Source organism: Rhodococcus sp. MS16, from assembly GCF_013277795.1.
Lineage (GTDB): Bacteria > Actinomycetota > Actinomycetes > Mycobacteriales > Mycobacteriaceae > Rhodococcus_F > Rhodococcus_F globerula.
Genome location: NZ_VBTM01000011.1, coordinates 116176 through 136187, shown reverse-complemented (window position 1 = coordinate 136187; position 20012 = coordinate 116176). Strand labels below are relative to the sequence as shown.

Genomic DNA, 20012 nt, shown 5'->3' with positions numbered 1-20012 from the left:
ATCCGTCATGCCCACATATTGCACATCAGGAGCACACCATGGGATTCAAAGAAGGAAACTTCCCTCCCGTCGACCCGGCCACGTTCATGGACAAGCCTTTCCTCGAGCGTCTTCGCGACATGTCCACGCACTGGGTGGATTACGGCTTCGGGACACCGAAGATGGTCCACACCGTCTACATCATGAAGTTGCTGTTCCTCTACCTATTGGCCGGAACGGCAGTTGCGACATTGACTTCCGGTCTTTCCTGGGTTGATCCAGGATCTTGGTGGAATCAGCCCATCGTCTACCAAAAGCTGATCCTGTGGACGATGATGCTCGAGATGCTGGGCCTGGCAGGTTCGTGGGGCCCGCTGGCCGGTCACTTCAAACCGATGACCGGTGGCGTCCTCTACTGGATTCGGCCGGGAACGATTCGCCTGCCACCGTGGCCGGGCAAAGTTCCACTCACTTCCGGCGACACCCGGACGGTGTTCGACGTGCTCATCTACGTCGCCGCTGTTGCCAATCTTCTTGTTGCCACAGTGCTTCCAGGAGTGCACACCACGGGAATCGACGCGGCGATCGCCGATAACGCCGGACTGGTACGCCCGACCGCCCTGTACTCGTTCCTGGTCCTCATGGCGATTCTTGGTCTGCGCGACAAGGTCCCGTTCATCGCCGCGCGCAGCGAGCAGTACCTGCCGGCTATTTTCTTCTTCACGTTCCTGCCGTTCGTCGACATGATCCTGGCGCTCAAGTTGCTGATCGTCATGGTGTGGATCGGAGCCGGTATCTCGAAGTTCGGTCGCCACTTCTCACTGGTGGTTCCGCCGATGTTGAGTAATACACCGTGGATTCCCTCGAAGAAGATCAAGCGCGCGCACTACCGTAATTTCCCCGAAGACCTGCGGCCCTCACACCTCGGTGGCGGCGTTGCACACGTGGCGGGAACGATGGTCGAGATCGTCACACCGTTGATCCTGCTGTTCTCCACCAACAAGACCCTGACCATTCTTGCCGTAATTCTCATGGTCGGATTCCACCTGTTCATCGCGTCGACCTTCCCGTTGGCTGTTCCACTGGAATGGAACCTGCTGTTTGCCTACGCGGCGGCGTTCCTGTTCCTCGGCTTCCCGGCGTGGGACGGCTACGGTCTCGGTGCCATGTCCTCGCCGTGGATTACCGTGGGAATTGTTGCAGCACTTGCTTTCTTCCCGATTCTCGGCAATCTTCGACCCGATCTCGTGTCGTTCCTGCCCTCCATGCGTCAGTACGCCGGAAACTGGGCGTCTGCGACGTGGGCATTCGCGCCGGGTGCCGAAGCCAAGATCGATCAGTGCATCAAGCGTCCGTCGCCCGATACCCGTAATCAGTTGATGACGATGTACCCCGAAGACGTGTCCGACGTCGTTCTGCATCAGCTGTTGGGGTGGCGTTCGATGCACAGCCAGGGGCGCGCGCTGTTCTCGCTGATGCTCCGGCACCTCGGTGAGGACATCAACACGTACTCCTTGCGGGAGGCCGAATTCATGTGCAACTCCATCGTCGCCTTCAACTTCGGCGACGGCCATCTGCACGACGAGAAGATGATCGCGGCGATTCAGCGTCGTTGCAACTTCGCGCCGGGCGAGTTCCTGGTGACGTGGATCGAATCCCAGCCCATCCACAAGGGCACGCAGGAGTACAAGGTGATCGACGCGGCGTTGGGCGTCATCGAACGGGGCACCTTCAAGGTGGCCGACGCGGTAGCCGAACAACCGTGGTTGCCGAATGGCCCCATTCCGTTCGATGTTCAGTGGACACTGGACGTACGAGCTGACCGCGCGGCGACAGACCCGCAGGTCGTCTCCGAGCCGAGGATGCGAACGAAGACCAGCGGTATAGAGCAAGAGGTGGGTAAGTGACAAAGGCCGTAGTTGTCGGCAGCGGGCCGAACGGGCTCGCTGCCGCGGTACACCTTGCCAGGAGCGGTGTGGACGTGCAGGTACTCGAGGCCGCCGACCAGATCGGCGGAGGAACACGCTCCGGTCCGATCGACGTGCCCGGGTTGATCCACGATCACTGCTCGGCGTTTCACCCGATGGGTATCGGTTCGCCGTACCTGTCCAAGCTCGACCTCGAGCGGTACGGGTTGATTTGGCGGTGGGCCGAGGCGGACTGTGCGCACCCCCTCGACAACGGAGATGCCGGTGTTCTGTATCGCTCGCTGGAGCAGACCGCAGCGGGGCTCGGCGCGGACGGGCAGCGATGGCAACGCATGTTCAGCGACCTGTCGACTGGTTTCGACGCGCTGGCGTCCGACCTGATGCGCCCCATCGTGAACGTTCCGCGGCATCCGCTCAGGCTTGCGGCTTTCGGTCCGCGAGCACTGCTTCCGGCAACCGTGACCGCGAAATTGTGGAAGACGGACAAGGGCAAGGCTTTGTTCGGTGGGGTCGCCGCGCACGCCTTCTATCCACTTCACCGTCCGGCCACATCGGCCGTGGGGTTGATGATCACCGCGGCTGGTCACCGCTACGGATGGCCAGTTGCCGAGGGCGGTTCACGCTCCATCACCGATGCGTTAGCGGCGATGCTCCTCGATCATGGTGGCAAGATCGACACCGGTATCCGGGTGCGCACAGCTGTCGAGATTCCGGACGCCGATGTTGTTCTGATGGATGTCAATCCAGTTGGTGCTCTCGAAATCCTGGGGGATCGTCTCCCCGCCCGAGTGGCAAAGGCCTACCGGAAGTTCAAGTTGGCACCCGGCGCTTTCAAGGTTGATTTTGCGATCGAAGGTCATGTGCCGTGGACTAACCCGGATTGTGCGCGGGCCGGAACAGTCCATCTGGCAGGTGGTTTCGACGAAATTGTGGCAAATGAGCGTGAGACGAATGCGGGGCGCATGCCGCAGCGACCGTTTGTGCTCTTAGGGCAGCAATACCTCGCTGATCCCACCCGCTCTGCCGGGAACATCCATCCGCTGTACGCCTATGCCCATGTGCCACACGGATATACCGGCGACGCTACGGAGGCGATCATCCGCCAGATCGAAAGGTTTGCACCGGGGTTCCGGGATCAGATCGTGGCCACATCGAGTCGCAGTACCGCTGATCTGGCACAGGACAATCCGAATCAGGTGGGCGGCGACATCATCGGAGGAGCAAATTCCGAACTGCAAGTGGTTTTGCGTCCGCGCATCGCTGTAGATCCGTACAGTACCGGGATCGAGGGTACGTACCTTTGCTCGGCGTCGACGCCGCCAGGGGCCGGGGCACACGGAATGTGCGGGTACAACGCGGCCGAATCTGCACTGAAGTATCTCAGGCGGAAGGGTGCGGAGGTTTTGTGACGGGTCCATCGCACAAGGATCGAGACGCCGTCGCGAGGCGGCGCCTCGCCCGGGTGCCGGCTGCCGCCGAACCGGAAGTTCTTGCCGTGGTTGCAGAATTGGCGCGACGCCTCGATGCGCGTAGCACTGAAATAGCGCGCGAAATGAGCGTCATGATGGCTCACGAGATCGACCAGTTGGACAACGATGCCAATTTGATCGAGATGCTCGAAGCCAGCGTGCAGGGAAATGTCACCACCATCATTCATGTGCTGGCAAACGACATCCCCATCGATCATCTCCAGCCCACAACCGCGGCAGTGGAATACGCGCTCAGGCTCGCCCAACGAGATGTCCCGTCCAACTCGTTGGTACGGGCATATCACATGGGCCAGGGCGATCTGATGAGGATCTGCCATGACGAGGTCAGCGCCCTCGATATTCCAGCCCGACTGACTCTGGCTGTCCTGAAACATACTTCGGACGTGGTGTACAGCTACATCGACTGGATTACGTTGTACGTCTTCGATGCGTACGAACAGGAGCGAAGTCGGTGGATCAACGCACGGGGCAACTTGCATTCAGCTGCGATCCACGCACTGTTGTCCGGAACTGGCGCAGACGCGGGAAGTTTCGAGGCTGAAACCGGATATCGACTGGACCAGAACCACATTGCCGTAGTTGCCTGGTCGACGTGGGACGCCGATGCGTTGGGTTTCAATGCCCTGGATCGGCTGGTGCGTGATCTCGGCGCGGCTGCCGGCGCTGACAAATCAGTGATCGTCACCGCGATCGACCGTCGAACAGTGTGGGCGTGGTTGCCCTTCGGACGCCGCGTTCCGGCACCGGATCTGCAGGTGCTGTCGGCATCCGTGCCGCTCGACGGTGGCACCCGCGTCGCCATCGGTCTTCCCGGGAATGGGATGTCCGGGTTCAAGCGTTCGCACGAGCAAGCGCGCGCCGCCTATTCTGTTGCAACCGTGCCGGATACGCCGGGACGGCCTCTCGTGAGTTTTGGTGACCGAGGCATCGCGGTGGTGTCTCTCCTGTCGGACAATCTGGACGCGACCAAGTCCTGGGTGTGGGAAGTGTTGGGGCCGCTGGCTGCCGACACCCCGGGTGCGGCGTCCCTGCGCACAACATTGAGCGTGTACTTTGCGAACGGCGAAAGTCACCTCCATACCGCCAATCAGATGAATCTGCACCGCAATACCGTGAAATACCGCATCAACAAAGCGCTCGGCGATCCAGTCATCGTCGGGCGTGACAAGCTGGATCTGGCTCTGGCGTTACAGGTGTGCGAATTGCTCGGTAGATCGGTGTTGCGCCCTCCCGGTTGAGACAGGAATTCAGTCTGCACTCCGGCGGGAGTTGAGCCGGGAAGCCTGGCGTGTGAGGTGGTCGCGTTCGGCGAGGTTGGTTGCCTTGTGCGCCGCCTCGCCGTACAGGTGTGCCGCCGTCGTGAGGTCGCCGTCGCGCTCGTGAAGATACGCCGCCACCGCCGTGTAGCGGGGCAGTGAGTTGTCCAGCCTTGCCAGTGCCGCCAGACCGGCGCGCGCTCCGTCAGCCTCTCCCACGGCGACCGCTCGGTTGAGGCGGACAACCGGGCTGTCGGTGAGTTGCTCGAGTTCGTCGTACCACTCGACGATCTGAACCCAGTCGGTTTCCTCGGCGGTGAGCGCGTCAGCGTGGAGTGCCGCTATAGCGGCCTGGGCCTGGTACTCACCGAGCCGGTCGCGGGCGAGCGCGGCGTACAAGGTTGTGATGCCCTCGCTGATCGCCTCGATGTCCCACCGGCTGCGATCTTGCTCCGCGAGGGGCACAAGTTTGCCGTCGGGCGAGATCCGGGCAGCCCGCCGAGCGTGGTGGAGCAACATGAGGGCGAGCAAGCCCGCCACTTCGGGGTGGTCGATTGCGGCCGCGAGCTGCCGGGTGAGCCGGATGGCCTCGGCAGCGAGGTCGACATCGCCGGTGTACCCCTCGTTGAAGACCAGGTAGAGGACTCGCAGGACCGTGGCGACATCGCCCGGCTGATCGAACCGCACGCCGGATACGGTGCGCTTGGCCCGGCTGATGCGCTGCGCCATCGTCGATTCGGGGACCAGGTAAGCCTGCGCGATCTGGCGGGTGGTCAGCCCGCCGACAGCCCGCAGCGTGAGTGCGACTGCGGATGACGACGTCAGCGACGGGTGCGCACACAGAAAGTAGAGCTGGAGTGTGTCGTCCACTGCGGGTGCGGACTCCCGCACGGCTTCTTCCTCGAGCAGCTGCTCACGCCTGGTGCGAGCAGCCTCCGCTCGGGTCGCGTCGAGGAATCGCCGCCAGGCGACGGTGACCAACCAGCCCTTCGGATCTCGCGGCGGGTTGTCGGGCCAGACCCGAACTGCCTCGAGCAGCGCATCCTGCACGGCGTCCTCGGCCGCCGCGAAATCTGCTCCGCGGCGGACGAGGATTCCGAGCACGCTCGGAGTGAGGCTCCGAAGCAAGACGTCGTTCATCTGTCGAAGTCAGTCGGTAATCGTGGGTGGCGCGGTCAAGAAGGGGCGCAATTCGAGCCACTCGTGGATCGGCTTTCCGCCGGCTCCGGGTGCTGCCGACAACTCACCCGCCAGTTCGACGGCACGGTCGTAGCTGTCGACGTCGATCACCATCCAGCCGGCGATGAGGTCCTTGGTCTCCGCGAACGGGCCGTCGGTGACGGGCGGTCGACCCTCGCCGTCGTACCGGACAAATGTTCCTGAAGGGGCAAGAGCCTGACCGTCGACGAACTCTCCCGTCCCCTCGAGCCGATCCGCGAAGTCCTGCATGTACTGCATGTGGGCCGTGATCTCTTCCGGTGTCCACTGATCCATGGGAACGTCGTTGACCGACGCCGGAGCGCCGCGGTAATGCTTGAGAAGCAGGTACTTGGCCATCGTGTTTCTCCTCGGGGTTGGTGCCACCATTCTGGTCGCACTTCACTACAGGGACGTAGCAAGCCACGGATTCTCGACATCATGCCGACAAGTTTTTTCGAGCTTTGTGTATGTGCTGGTGAAGCGTCTGAAAGCGGTGGTGTCGGCAGCGTGACCTACGGTGTTCGAGTGACTTCGCCGTGGACTGCCGGGCAGGTGGCATCGGTAGCTCCCGACGCCTCCTCGTTGGCAGCTGCGCAGAAACTGGCCGGTTCGTGGTCGCAGACCGGGCAGGTCGAGAACGGCCTCTGGGGACTGTGCCAGGGCAGCGGATCGAAGCCTTACCAGGCGATAGTCGACCTGAGCGGTCCCGCCTACAAGTGTTCGTGCCCCAGCCGCAAGTTCCCGTGCAAGCACGCGCTCGGCCTTCTCCTCGAATGGTCGACCGGACGCGTCCCGGTGGCATCGGAACCGCTCGACTTCGCTGCGGAGTGGTTGGCACAACGGGAGGGGAAGGCCGCACAGCAACCGGTACCTGCCGCCAAGGCAGTTGCCGATCCGGCCACAGCCCAGAAACGCGCCGAACGAGTGGCAAGCGGATTGGTCGAATTGGACCTGTGGATCACCGACCAGATACGTGGTGGCCTGGCATCGATGGATATCTCCTGGGAAGCGCTCGACGGAGTGGCCGCACGCATGGTCGACGCGCAGGCGCCGGGGGTTGCCGGAGCGCTCCGGTCGCTGGCCGGGGCGGTGGCCGGGGCGGAGAACTGGCCCGAACTGGTGTTGGGTGAACTCGTACGCCTGCATCTCCTTGTTGTTGCGCATCAGAGAATGGACCAACTTCCCGGTCCACTTCGGGATTCGGTGCGAGCGCACGTCGGATACCCGGTGTCCACCGAGAGTGTGATGGAACTGCCTGCTGTTCGCGAACTCTGGATGGTGATGGGTTCACGCATCACGGAGGAGAAGCGGCTCTTCACCCGCACCACGTGGCTCCGGGGGCGAGCTACGGGACGCTGGGCGATTTTGCTCGACTTCTCCCACGGTTCCCCCAACTTCTCGGGTGTCGTGCCGCCCGTCGGACATGTTGTCGACGCAGACCTGCACTTCTATCCCGGTGCGGCGGCGCTGCGGGCACGACTCGGAGCAACACATGGTGACGCGGAGCCGTTCACGACTCTGCCGCCGGGGAATATTGCGGCGGCGCTGGAGCACTACACCGACGCAGTCAGCGCTGATCCGTGGTTGCGGTCGTGGCCGGTTGTGGTCACCGATGTGACGCCGTCATATGTCGACGGATCATGGTTTCTGGTGGACAAGTCCGGTTCAGCGCTGCCGGCAGAAGGTGATTCACGCATGATGTGGACACTCCTCGGAATCTCCGGCGGGTATCCGGTGAGTGTCTGCGGAACGTGGAATGCACGATACATCGAGGCATTCTCGGTATTCGTGAGTGGTCAGGTGACGGCACTGTGAGCACTCTCATGTCGGCGGCTCTGCTCGGAACATCGCGTACAGCACCGAGTTTCGATGATCTCCCGGTCGATGTCCGTTCGGCTGCCACGCGACTTGGCGGCGATCCGGCAGTCGTGCTGCTGGAGGCGACGGCACTGGCCAGGGCCTACCGCGCCGGGGGAGCAGGTTCCGTCACTGCCGACCTGCCTGCGCCCGCGGAGGACGACCCGCGGCTGGTTCTCCCCGAATCGTCTTCTGTGCATCTGCTTTCCATGCTGGCCGCCAAGGCGACGCTACTCGACGAGTGGTTTGCGCTGGCGCTCGAGCGAAACTTCCGGGCACCGGATCATCTGGTCGCGGAATTACTGGCCTATGCACGAGCCAGTGAGGTCTACCGTGAGAGAATCCTGCGAATCGTCGGCGAGCGCGGACAGTGGCTAGCTGCCCGAAATCCCGAGTGGTCCATGCTGATTCGTAACCGCAGCGGCGGCGTCGACGGGTGGCGGCACGGAACGCCGGCAGAACGCCTCCGGTGGTTGGCCGATACCCGCCGGAGCGAGCCGGCGCAGGCGTCGGAAGAGCTGACACAATCCTGGGAAACGGAACGGGGAGAACACAAAGCAGCGTTTGTCGCAGCTCTCGTCACCGGATTGAGTGCCGATGACGTGCCCTTGCTCGAACGCGCCCTCGACGACAGGCGCAAGGATGTCCGGCGTGAAGCAGCGACGGTTCTCGCCCGACTGCCGCAGTCGCCTTTCGGTGAACGTATGGCTCGGCGCGTCCAGGAATGGGTGCGGATCGAACGAACACAGTCCGGTGTGCGACTTGTGGTCGAGGCCCCCGAAGAAATCGATGCGGCTGCGAAGCGCGACGGGATCGAGGATCGGCCCAACCCACACACCGATTACCGCGCCGAGTACGTACGGCAGGCGATCAGTGCAGCTCCACTGTCTTTGTGGAACAACATGATCGGTCAACCGTCGGCAGTTCTGAACCTGAGTCTCGACCGAACCTGGGAACCGATCCTTCACGACGCCTGGTCCACGGCCACTGTACTCCAACATAACTCGGAATGGGCTCAGGCGATTTTCCGCACGCGTGGTCTGTCCACCGACAGGCGCCTGCTCCCGATGATTCCGCCGCGCGATCTGGCCGATCTCCTCTTGTCGGGAACTGGTGACGCGAACATCCTGCATCCGGACCGGGCGGCGATCTTCCAGACGCTGCCTCGCCCGTGGCCGGACGACATCACAGCCTCCGTGGTGGCGCAGTGGGAACGCGCCGCGGCCAGGCGTGCAGATGGCGGGGCCAGATCTGCCGAGTTCTCGCGCTACAAGTACTCCGAGTCGCTGCGTCTTGCGCAGGCCAGTTTCCCGTACAGCGCAGTAACCGTGCTCGGCCGAGCTGCGGAACGTGCCCGTGATCTCGACTGGCAGCAAGCTTTTGTCAAGACCGCCAACGCCATTGTCCACCGCAAGACACTGCTCGAGGAGCTCACATGAGTGCCACTGTTGATCCGACCTCACTGATGCGTCCGCACGCCGAGCAGGAATACGCACATGAGTTAGCCGCACTGGCGGCGGCCGACACGCGTCCGCGGCCACCGTCGTGGAACCTCTCACCCTGGGCGGTCGTCACCTACCTACTGGGCGGCACTCTCGAGGACGGTACCGTCATTTCTCCCAAGTACGTGGGCCCGCGTCGGCTGATGGAAGTCGCCGTCGCGACGCTCGCGACCGATCGCGCACTGCTCTTGCTCGGAGTGCCGGGAACCGCTAAAACCTGGGTGTCCGAGCACCTTTCGGCTGCGATATCGGGGGCGTCGACGCTCTTGGTTCAGGGCACGTCCGGCACACCCGAAGAAGCCATCCGGTACGGCTGGAACTACGCGCGTCTGCTCGCCGAAGGCCCTACCGCTGGCGCGTTGGTGCCCTCGCCGGTGATGAACGCGATGGAAACCGGGAAGATCGCTCGAGTCGAGGAGTTGACGCGCATCCCGGCCGACGTGCAGGACGCTCTCATCACGATTCTGTCCGAGAAGACGCTTCCCGTGCCCGAATTGGGTATGGAAGTGCAGGCGGCCAAGGGCTTCAACCTCATCGCCACTGCCAACGACCGCGACCGTGGTGTCAACGATCTGTCCTCCGCATTGCGTCGACGATTCAATACCGTCGTTCTGCCTCTGCCTGCCAGCGAGGAAGACGAGGTGGCCATTGTGGCGCGGCGGGTCGAACAATTGGGTGTGGCGCTGGAGTTGCCACTCGTTCCGGCAGCGGCTGAGGAAATTCGTCGAGTCGTCACGGTATTTCGCGAATTGCGTTCCGGCACCACGGCAGATGGTCGGACAAAGCTGAAGTCCCCATCCGGGACGCTGTCAACAGCAGAGGCGATTTCGGTGGTCACCAACGGCTTGGCGTTGTCCGCGCACTTCGGTGACGGTGTCCTGCGCGCATCAGACGTAGCGGCCGGGATTCTCGGCACGGTGATCAAGGACCCGGTAGCGGACAGCGTGGTGTGGAACGAATACCTAGAGGCCGTGGTGCGTGAACGAGGCGACTGGTCCGACTTCTACCGGGCCTGCCGCGAGGTCACCGGGTGACATTTGCCATGCAGGACAGCAGGGTCCGAGTTTTCGGGATCCGTCATCACGGGCCGGGTTCGGCGCGTGCCGTTCGGCGCGGGTTGGAGGAGTTTGCTCCGGAAGTTGTCCTGATCGAAGGTCCATCGGATGCAGATCCACTGGTAATGCTGGCGGCATCGGAAACCATGTCGCCACCGGTTGCCCTGTTGGCGTATGCGACGGGCGAACCGTCGAAGGCCGCATTTTGGCCGTTTGCGGTGTTCTCACCAGAGTGGCAGGCACTTGACTGGGCCGCGAAAAACGGTGTGCAGGCCCGTTTCTGCGACCTACCGGCGCACAATATGTTGGCGGATCAGCGTGAACTGAGCACGCGTGAAGGAGACCCGCTGGCCGAGTTGGCCGCGGCTGCAGGTTACGACGACACCGAGCGCTGGTGGGATTCCGTCATCGAATCCAACTCGGGTACAGGTAGCTCGGATGTCTTCGATGCGATCACCGATGCGATGGCGGCACTTCGGGAGACTGTCCCGATTGACGAGGAGACGGCGCACCGCGAGGCGTACATGCGTCAGGTGCTGCGAAAAACACTCAAGGACGGCGCGCAGCGAGTGGCCGTCGTGTGCGGTGCGTGGCACGCGCCCGCGTTGGTGGGCCCGCTCGGTCCGGCTGCGGTGGATGCTCGAATCCTCAAGGGAATGACCAAGATCAAGACGTCGTTGACGTGGGTTCCCTGGACGCATTCGCGACTGGCATCCGTATCGGGGTACGGCGCGGGGATCACCTCGCCGGGTTGGTATCACCACCTGTTCACAGCGCAGGACAAGACTGTTGCCCGCTGGCTGACCAAGGTTGCCCGGGTGCTTCGCGCCGAAGATCTGCCGATCTCGAGTGCACACGTCATCGAAGCGGTGAGACTGGCAGAAGCATTGGCAGTCATACGCTCTCGGCCTCTGGCCGGCTTGTCGGAAGTGACAGAGGCGACAAGGTCGGTGATGTGCGACGGTAACGACGTGTTGCTCGATCTGATCACCCGAAAACTGGTGGTCGGTGAGTCTTTGGGTGAAGTGCCTGAAGAAACTCCGACGGTTCCGCTGGAAGCAGACTTGCGGGCCAGGGCAAAAACGCTGCGTCTCAAGCAACAGGCGGGCGCGAAGAACCTTGATCTGGACTTGCGCCGCGACATCGACGTCGAGCGTTCACGATTCCTGCACAGGTTGGCTCTCCTCGATATCGACTGGGGTGTGCCGGCGGAGGACGAAGTGCGTTCTACGGGTACCTTCCGGGAAACGTGGGCATTGCAATGGAAGCCGGAATTTGCGGTGTCGGTGATCGAGGCATCGCTGTGGGGAACAACGGTATCGGTCGGAGCTGCGGCCAAAATCGAGGCACGAGTTCAGGCACCCGATATTGCGCTCGCTGCGCTGATCGAACTCTTGGAACAGTGCCTCCTCGCTGATCTTCCGGACGCGCTGACCCGGGTGCTGACGAGTGTCAAAACTGTTGCAGCTCTTGATCATGACGTAACACATCTGATGGCAGCGCTGCCGATACTCACACGCACCCTGCGCTACGGTGACGTGCGCGGTACCGACGTATCTGCTCTGACGGAAGTTGCCGACGGACTGTTGGTTCGAATCTGCACCGGCCTGCCGGTGGCGGTTACCGGACTTGACGACGCGAGCGCCGAAGAGTTCCGTGATCATCTCGACAAGGTGCACGCGGCCGTGTTGATGCGCGACCATCCGGAGTCCATCGTGCGATGGCTGAAGGTGGTCTCAGGTCTCATCGACCGTGACGACGTCAACGGGATTCTGACGGGTCGGATGGTCCGATTGCTCCGTGATGCCGGATCGATTTCGGAATTCGATGCGGCGCAGCGGTTGTCACGGGCGCTGTCCATCGGTAGCGCGCCAGTGGACAAGGCAGGGTGGGTCGACGGTTTCCTCGGCGGCGGTGGGCTGGTCCTGGTGCACGATCGAGCGCTACTGGACTTGATCGACAGTTGGGTTGGGCAGCTGCGTGAGCAGGATTTCATCGACACCCTCCCGTTGCTGCGCCGGACGTTCGGTGCATTCGAGGCGGGGGAGCGGCGCGCGATCGGACAGGCCGTGCGCGGTGGCCGTGTCACCGAGACCTCAGTCGAGACCGATGCACGACGTGGCCGGGCAGCGATGGCTGTCGTTTCGGATATCTTGGGGGTCAACGCATGAGCGAAGACGAGCAGCGGCTGCGGCGATGGCGCTTGATGCTGGGTGAATCCGCAGAGGAGTCGACGGGCGGACTCGGCTTGCCGGGAGACTCGCAGATGGATGCCGCTCTGGCCGCTCTCTACGACAGTTCGAAGCCAACGAAGGGAACTCGGCGCTCAGCGGGGTTGGGTGCGTCGGCGCCAAAAGTTGCACGGTGGCTCGGCGATATCCGTACCTACTTTCCCAGCACCGTGGTTCAGGTGATGCAGAAGGACGCGATAGAACGACTCGGACTGACGCACCTGCTGCTGGAACCGGAACTGCTCGATGCCGTCGAACCTGATGTGCACTTGGTGGGCACCCTGCTCAGCCTCAACCAGGTGATGCCGGAAGCCAGCAAGGCCACCGCCCGGATGGTGGTGGGCAAGGTGGTGCGCGAAGTGGAGGAGCGCATTGCTCAGAAGACCAGAGCAGCGGTGACCGGGGCGCTCAATCGTGCTGCCCGGACGTCCAATCCGAAGCTGCGAGACATCGATTGGAACCGCACCATCGCGGCGAACTTGAAGAATTACCTGCCCGAGTATCGCACTGTGGTGCCGGAACGACTGATCGGCTACGGACGGAAATCCACGGCCGTACAACGTGACGTGGTACTGGCCATCGATCAATCGGGTTCGATGGCGTCCAGTGTTGTCTATGCCTCGGTATTCGGCGCAGTCCTGGCGTCGATGCGCGCGCTGAAGACGTCGCTGGTGGTCTTCGACACCGCGGTGGTTGATCTGACGGAGAAATTAGCGGATCCGGTGGACGTGCTGTTCGGAACTCAGTTGGGTGGCGGCACCGACATCAACCGAGCGATCGCCTATAGCCAGTCGTTGATCTCACGGCCGTCCGAGTCGATGTTCGTGCTCATCTCCGATCTGTACGAGGGCGGAATTCGCAACGAGATGCTTCGGCGCATGGCCGCGATGAAAGCGGCCGGCGTTCAGGTGGTGGTCTTGCTGGCGCTCTCCGACGACGGTGCACCCTCGTTCGATCACGACAACGCCGCAGCTTTGGGCGGGCTGGGCATTCCTGCTTTTGCGTGTACGCCGGACAAGTTCCCGGAGTTACTCGCGGTGGCGTTGGAGCGCGGCGACGTCGGTGCGTGGGCAGACAAAAATCGCCCTGCTTGAAAGAACACATGTTCGGGTATTCCCTCGCGATGACCCGTGCGCAGACATCGGCAACACAAGCAGGTTCTGGTTTGGTCCTCGCAGTGTTGGCATGTGGCCAATTCTTGATGACTCTCGACAGTTCGGTCATGAACGTCTCGATGGCGACCGTGGCCGCGGATGTCGGGACCACAATTACCGGTATCCAAACCGCTATCACGCTGTACACCCTGGTGATGGCGACCCTGATGATCACGGGCAGCAAAGTCGGTTCGATGATCGGCCGGCGGCGGGCCTTCGGGTTGGGGCTGGTCATCTACGGGGTCGGGTCGTTCACGACGGCGATCGCGCCCAATCTTGCCGTGTTGCTGATCGGATGGTCGCTCCTCGAGGGGATCGGTGCGGCATTGATCATGCCGGCGATCGTGGCGCTGGTGGCATCAAACTTTTCGGCGGAAAAACGACCGGCCGCATACGGATTGGTAGCGGCCGCCGGAGCGATGGCAGTTGCCGTCGGACCACTGATCGGTGGCGCTGTCACGACTTTCGCGTCGTGGCGGTATGTCTTCCTCGGCGAGGTCGTCCTTGTAGTTGCGATCTTGTTGGTGTTGCGAAAGGTTGCCGATGTTGCCCCCACCAAGGGTCATCTCGACGGTGTGGGTTCCCTATTGTCAGTGGCAGGCCTCGGCATGATCGTTTTCGGTGTTCTGCGTTCGAGTGAATGGGGTTGGTTGCAGGCCAAACCCCAAGGGCCGGAGATGCTGGGGATGTCGCCGGTCGTGTGGCTGTTGCTCGGTGGGATGTTGGTTGTCTACGGCTTCCTCCGCTGGGAAGCGTGGTTGGTCAGTGTAGGCAAGGAACCACTTGTCGATCCGGACATGCTGAGGAATCGGCAACTGACAGGTGGGCTTTCGATGTTCTTTGCCCAATTCCTCGTTCAAGCGGGCGTGTTTTTTGCGGTGCCGCTTTTCCTGTCCGTGGTTCTCGAACTGAGCGCACTCGAGACCGGGGTGCGAATCCTGCCGTTGTCGGCAGCCCTGGTACTGGCCGCGATCGGAATTCCGAAGCTCCGGCCGACGGCGAATCCCCGTCGCGTCGTCCGCATCGGGTTGTTGTCGATGATTGTCGGCATCCTGTTGTTGGTTGCCGGGATGGATCCGGGCGCAAATGCCGCGATCGTGATGGTTCCGATGTTGTTCCTGGGGTTCGGTTTGGGGGCGCTGTCGTCACAACTCGGAGCCGTCACGGTGTCGGCGCTGCCGGACGACAAGAGCGCAGAAGTAGGTGGATTACAGAACACTGCAACCAACCTCGGTGCGTCACTGGGAACGGCGTTGATCGGTTCGGTGCTGATCGCAACATTGACAACGTCGGCAATTGCCGGGATCGAGGACAATCCGGCTGTTCCAGCAGCGGTACAGCAACAAGCCACGACGAATATGGTGTCCGGTGTTCCATTCCTCTCGACCACCCAACTTCAAGACTCCTTGGCGCAGGCCGGCGTGAACGAGCAGACTTCTGCGGCGATCGTCGACGTCAATTCCGAGGCCAGACTCGAAGCTCTGCGTGTTGCTTTTGCCGTCGCAGCGTTCCTTGCCGTCGCGGCGCTGTTCGCGACCGGCCGGATTCCGCGGATACCGGTCGGGTCCGACGATCGAACGAACGGAATTCCTGCCTCCGACTGACAACTGCTTTGCGTCGTTCACGTCGAGAAATGGCGATCTTCGGGAACTGGAAACTCGCAGTCGGCTAACGTCGAGCGAAGAAACAGCCAAAAAGTCTGGAAAGCTCCATTCAACCGGCAATCCGATCGGTATGGCGACAAAGGAGGAACCGATGCCCGGACACCAGCGTCCGGCTGCGATCCGCCACGGTCTCAGGCCACCTGAATGTTGAGTTCTGTCCGACAAACAAGTCGCCGGGCCGCATTGCCGGAATCCGAGCGCAGCGACTTCTTCCGCCGCCAGGTAGACGAGGCCGTCACCGTCGCACCGTTGGCGAACTTTGCCATCATGGCCGGCATCAGTTCGGTGCTCGTGTTTGTCATTCCTCCGGAGCAGCACCTGATTCGCTGGGTCGGCGCGGTGGCGATTCTTCTTGTCTTCCTGAACTCGACTTACACGTGGGTCTCGTTGCGCCAGAAACGAGCGCAACGATCTGTTCGCCGGGACTACATCGGTCTGATGTTCGAGGTTGTAGTTCTCGGAGTCCTCGACGTCGTTCTGTTCGCGCTGCTGTTTTCCGAGACGGCAACCGATGACGTGATCCTGATCGCGACAATGGCCGGTCTCATGGGCGCCGGAACCATCAATTTCTATACGCTTCGTTCAGCCAGTCTGACCTGGATATATATCCACGGTGTTGGGTTGTTCATCATCTTCCTGTCCCACACGAAGCCGTATCTCTCGGTCTTGATGCTTCAACTGGTGATCTACACGTTTGCACTCACAATCGGTGCGCTGTATCTGTCCGCGTCGTTCAAGCGGAGGTGGCTCGCCGAGATGCAAGCCGAATCGGAACGTCAGACAGTGGCCTTGTTGCTCGACGGATTCGAAGGTGGATCACGCGACTGGCTGTGGGAAGTCGACGCTGCGGGACGCTTCACCCACACGTCGCCCCGGTTCGCCGAGGTAACGGGGTTAGCGGTTGGCGAGCTACAGGACAGGACTTTCGATCAGATGCTCGACCAACTTGCCATCACCTCCAGCGCGGAGGGCCGGAAGGCAGTTGATCTGTTGGTCGACAAGTTCGAGCGCCAGGTGCCCTTCGGCGATCTGGTGGTGTCAGTCCGCGTCGACGGCGTTTGCCGTTGGTGGTCGCTCTCCGCAAAGCCACGAATCCGCGAGGACGGTGAAATGCTCGGATGGCGCGGCGTCGGTTCCGACATCACCGAGTGGTACGTCCGCGAGCAGGATATTTTGCGGCAGGCGGAGACCGACGCCCTGACGGGACTGCCCAACCGGCGAGCATTCGGACAAGCGCTGGAGCAGGCAATCGCGGACCGTGACGAAGGCCAGGTGCACGTCGCGATCCTCGACCTCGACAACTTCAAATCCGTCAACGACACGCTGGGACATCCGGTGGGAGACGGGTTGCTGCTCGCGGTCACCGAGCGACTGTGCGCCGTAGCGGATTCGGATGTGTGCGCGCGCATGGGTGGTGACGAGTTCGGATTCATCGCCCGGATGCCCGCAGGCCAGAGCGAGCGAGGCGCATTCGAACGATACCTCGACGTCCTGCACGATCCGTTCTTCGTCGACGGCAACCGGATCGAGGTACGCGCGACCATCGGCTTCGCGACCAACCCGAATGACTCCGCCGACGTCGACGAATTGGTCATGCTCGCTGATCTTGCCTTGTACGAGGCCAAGTCGACAGGACGTAACCGGGTGGGCCGATTCTCCCCGGCGCTGCGGGCGCGGGCATCGGAGCGCGCCACCGCTCAACAGGAGCTCGCCCGTGGAATCGCGGCCGACCAATTCGAACTTCACTATCAGCCCCAGGTAGACGCGGTGACCGGTCAGGTGGTGGCGTTCGAGGCATTGATTCGGTGGAACCATCCTGTGCGAGGTCAGCTCGGACCACGCCAGTTCATCGGAGTGGCTGAAGAAACCGGGATGATCATTCCCCTCGGGGCGCGGGCCTTGGAGCTTGCCTGTACGGCTGCCGCGAATTGGCCAGACGGCATCGCGGTCACCGTCAACGTCTCATCCGTTCAGCTGGTGTCCACGGGCTTTCTTGCCACCGTTGTCGATGTATTGAGAACCACCGGACTCGAACCGCATTTGTTGCAGGTCGAAATTACCGAAACCGGGGTCGTCGACGATCGGGCTGTCGCAGATCTGCACCGATTGCGCGAGCTGGGGGTCACCGTAGCTCTGGATGATTTCGGTACCGGATACTCGTCTTTCGCGACTTTGCAGAGGCTGCCCATCGACGTCCTCAAGATCGACCGCGTGTTTATCGTCGACTGTGCCGACCAGCCGATGGCGGTGGTGCAATCGGTGGTCGAACTTGCCGGAACACTAGGGATGAAGTCGTTGGCTGAAGGCGTCGAAACGGCAGTGCAATTGCGACGTGTTCAAGCCGCGCGGTGCCAACTTGTTCAGGGCTTTTACATCAGCAAGCCCCTGGATGCGGCGAATTTGGAAGAATATTTTGCCGCAACGAAGACTGAATCAGGCAGCCATATTCATCCATTCTTCAGATTTCCGTAGCCCTCAAACTGTTTCCTCCGGCGGCTTTCGCTTGATACATCATCGAGTCCGCGACATTCGATGCCACAGATATTGCGGACGATCCACCGGTCCAGGCCTTCGACCCCGCCGGCATTATCACTGCCCCGACGCTCACGGTGGTCGGGACGAGATCGGAATGATCCGAAATTGCAGAAGTGATGCCGTCGATCAACGTGCCAATTTCTTCGTGACATCCTGAAATGACAGCCAGGTACTCTTCGCCGCCCACCCGCCCTACGACGCCCTGATCTCCTATATGCGTCTTCAAGCGGTTGGCAGTGCGAATAATTACTTGGTCGCCCTCGGAATGCCCGTGAAGATCGTTGACCATTTTGAATTTGTCGATGTCGACGACTATGAATGCCAGGCATTTTTCCTGTACCCGGGCCGAATCGAACAAATCGATGACCGCAGCGTCGAGGCCGCGGCGGTTGAACAGTCCGGTCAAAGGATCACGATCGGAATCGCGGGCATCGCGGTAGAGGGTTCGCCACGTCAAATGCGAGAAAATCGGCACGATGGTCACGGCTCCAAGTAGAACGGTGGCTCGGGCCGCGATGGTCGTGGGGTCGACGGTTCCTTGTTGATAGGCGAGCACGAGGATGAGGGTGGTGATCGACGTTGCAAAGATTACGTGCGTCATAAGCCATCTCGCACTGACGAACAGCGTTGCGAAGGTACCGCTTATCGCAAAGATGATGCACCCGAACAATGCCGAGTCGCGGTCGGGGACAAGAAGAATTGCCGACGCGATTCCGAGGTCGGCGAATATGCCGAATGCGAGCAGTCCGCGTCTACCGGGAAATGGCAGCGTGAACCAACAGGTCATGACGATAAGCGATCCGATGACCATGCAGACCGACAGGAATTTGCCGGCACTGGCTGTCGGTGCATCGGGTCCGATCAATTTGAAGAATGCGCCCGATCCGAGGATGGCAGTCATTACGCCAAGCAGGCCACGGAAGATCGGCGCGATAGCGCGACTTGATCGTTGGTTACTTATCCACTCGTAATCGTGTGGTTCGTCGAACCATTCCTTGAGCGTGCGCCACGAGGTGTTCCTCGAACGCACGCTTTCCGAACTGGACATGTGGTTCATTCTCGCATTCAAGTTCGGGAAGGCATGGCAATCAGTCCCTCAGTGCAGTTTCAGCTCAGATACTGGTGGTTCGGACGCCGTTTCCTCCGGCAGCCTTCGCCTGGTACATCATCGAATCGGCGACGTTCGACGCAACCGAGATTGCTGACGATCCACCCGTCCATGCTTTTGACTCGGTTGGCATGATCGCCACTCCGACGCTCACCGTTGTGTGTATCGGGTCCGGGTAATCGGAGAGTGCCGGAACAATGCCTTCGGTCAACGTAATGATCATCTCGGGTGGCCCCGCTATGACTGCGAGGTACTCTTCACCGCCGACTCGACCGACTACGGCCCGTTGACCGAGGTGAGCGCTGAGTCGGTTGGCTGTTCTCTGGATTACCCGATCGCCTGCGGGGTGCCCGTGTACATCGTTGACCAACTTGAACTTGTCGATGTCGACCACGATGAATGCAAGACACCACGCATCATCGCGGGCCTGATCGAACAGAACCGTAACCGCAGCGTCGAGTCCACGACGGTTGAATAGACCGGTCAGGGGGTCGTGGTCCGATTCGCGGGCATCTCGATACATCATGCGCCACGTCAGATGCGAGAAGATCGGGAGAAGGGTTACTGCGGCAAATAGGACCAATGCGCGGGCAAGGAGTGTGCCGTGGTCGACTGTTCCCGCACCGAAAGCAAGAACAAAAACGATGATGCTGACGCCGGTAGCCCAGGCTACGTGTCCCAGAAGCCATTTAGCGCTGACGAACAATGTCGCGTAAGTACCGCTCACGGCAAAGGCGATACACCCGAAAGTCGCTGAATCGCGATCAGTCACCATGAGAACCGCCCCAGCCAGACCGATGTCGGCAAAAATTGCAAAGGCGATAAGTCCACGCCGTCCGGGGAAGGGGCGAGTGAACCAAAGTCCCGCGATGACAAAACAACTGACGACCACGATCGCCCCCAGGTATTTCCCGAGTGTTGTCGGCGGCGCGTCGGGCCCGACGAGTTTAACGAGCGCGGTAAGACCGAAGATCATCGACATGATGCCGAGCAAGGCGCGACAGAGAGGCTGAATCGCGCGGCTGGAGCGCTGGCGTTTCATCCATTCGTAGT

General features: G+C 61.5%; 14 protein-coding genes. 10 read left to right on the top strand and 4 right to left on the bottom strand.

Annotated features, from left to right (window positions below; all coding sequences use genetic code 11):
- Positions 1–38: 38 nt before the first annotated feature.
- The 3 genes from FEZ60_RS23215 to FEZ60_RS23205 are packed head-to-tail and all read left to right on the top strand — an operon-like array spanning position 39 to position 4635.
- Entirely contained in the window at positions 39–1886 is a 1848-nt protein-coding gene (locus tag FEZ60_RS23215) for a DUF3556 domain-containing protein (protein ID WP_116102533.1), read from the top strand.
- Complete coding sequence (locus FEZ60_RS23210) at positions 1883–3316, top strand: NAD(P)/FAD-dependent oxidoreductase (RefSeq protein ID WP_045065522.1); 1434 nt, start codon at positions 1883–1885, stop codon at positions 3314–3316. The genes FEZ60_RS23215 and FEZ60_RS23210 overlap by 4 nt, the downstream gene beginning before the upstream one ends.
- Positions 3313–4635, top strand: coding sequence for a helix-turn-helix domain-containing protein (locus tag FEZ60_RS23205; RefSeq protein ID WP_172937090.1), 1323 nt, complete (start codon positions 3313–3315; stop codon positions 4633–4635). The genes FEZ60_RS23210 and FEZ60_RS23205 overlap by 4 nt, the downstream gene beginning before the upstream one ends.
- A 9-nt stretch (positions 4636–4644) precedes the next feature.
- Here FEZ60_RS23205 and FEZ60_RS23200 read toward each other — a convergent pair whose 3' ends face one another.
- Together FEZ60_RS23200 and FEZ60_RS23195 are read right to left on the bottom strand one after the other, a co-directional pair.
- Complete coding sequence (locus FEZ60_RS23200) at positions 4645–5793, bottom strand: DUF6596 domain-containing protein (RefSeq protein ID WP_172937089.1); 1149 nt, start codon at positions 5791–5793, stop codon at positions 4645–4647.
- 9 nt (positions 5794–5802) lie between these two features.
- The gene (locus FEZ60_RS23195) at positions 5803–6210 is read right to left on the bottom strand and encodes a YciI family protein (RefSeq protein WP_095887364.1); all 408 of its coding nucleotides are present in this window, start codon (positions 6208–6210) and stop codon (positions 5803–5805) included.
- A gap of 168 nt (positions 6211–6378) precedes the next feature.
- On the opposite strand from FEZ60_RS23195, the gene FEZ60_RS23190 reads away from it, so the two are divergent.
- The 7 genes from FEZ60_RS23190 to FEZ60_RS23160 all read left to right on the top strand — a co-directional run bounded on the left by FEZ60_RS23190 (position 6379) and on the right by FEZ60_RS23160 (position 17788).
- On the top strand, positions 6379–7668 hold the full coding sequence (locus FEZ60_RS23190) for an SWIM zinc finger family protein (RefSeq protein ID WP_095888041.1): 1290 nt from the start codon (positions 6379–6381) through the stop codon (positions 7666–7668).
- Positions 7665–9149: a DUF5691 domain-containing protein gene (locus tag FEZ60_RS23185; protein WP_095887363.1), complete on the top strand. Its 1485-nt coding sequence runs from the start codon at positions 7665–7667 to the stop codon at positions 9147–9149. The genes FEZ60_RS23190 and FEZ60_RS23185 overlap by 4 nt, the downstream gene beginning before the upstream one ends.
- Positions 9146–10246, top strand: coding sequence for an AAA family ATPase (locus FEZ60_RS23180; protein ID WP_095887362.1), 1101 nt, complete (start codon positions 9146–9148; stop codon positions 10244–10246). Before FEZ60_RS23185 ends, FEZ60_RS23180 begins: the two co-directional genes overlap by 4 nt.
- An 8-nt stretch (positions 10247–10254) precedes the next feature.
- Entirely contained in the window at positions 10255–12438 is a 2184-nt protein-coding gene (locus tag FEZ60_RS23175) for a DUF5682 family protein (protein ID WP_172937233.1), read from the top strand.
- Positions 12435–13592 carry a VWA domain-containing protein gene (locus tag FEZ60_RS23170; protein ID WP_095887360.1) on the top strand — a complete coding sequence of 386 codons (1158 nt, stop codon included), beginning with the start codon at positions 12435–12437 and terminating at the stop codon, positions 13590–13592. Before FEZ60_RS23175 ends, FEZ60_RS23170 begins: the two co-directional genes overlap by 4 nt.
- 29 nt (positions 13593–13621) lie before the next feature.
- Positions 13622–15256, top strand: coding sequence for an MFS transporter (locus FEZ60_RS23165; protein WP_033233869.1), 1635 nt, complete (start codon positions 13622–13624; stop codon positions 15254–15256).
- Positions 15257–15460: 204 nt separating this feature from the next.
- Positions 15461–17788, top strand: coding sequence for an EAL domain-containing protein (locus tag FEZ60_RS23160; protein WP_033233669.1), 2328 nt, complete (start codon positions 15461–15463; stop codon positions 17786–17788).
- Here FEZ60_RS23160 and FEZ60_RS23155 read toward each other — a convergent pair.
- Together FEZ60_RS23155 and FEZ60_RS23150 are read right to left on the bottom strand one after the other, a co-directional pair.
- The gene (locus tag FEZ60_RS23155) at positions 17775–18899 is read right to left on the bottom strand and encodes a GGDEF domain-containing protein (RefSeq protein WP_072782667.1); all 1125 of its coding nucleotides are present in this window, start codon (positions 18897–18899) and stop codon (positions 17775–17777) included. The genes FEZ60_RS23160 and FEZ60_RS23155 overlap by 14 nt on opposite strands.
- A gap of 64 nt (positions 18900–18963) precedes the next feature.
- The gene (locus FEZ60_RS23150) at positions 18964–20001 is read right to left on the bottom strand and encodes a GGDEF domain-containing protein (RefSeq protein WP_230590094.1); all 1038 of its coding nucleotides are present in this window, start codon (positions 19999–20001) and stop codon (positions 18964–18966) included.
- Positions 20002–20012: the final 11 nt, after the last annotated feature.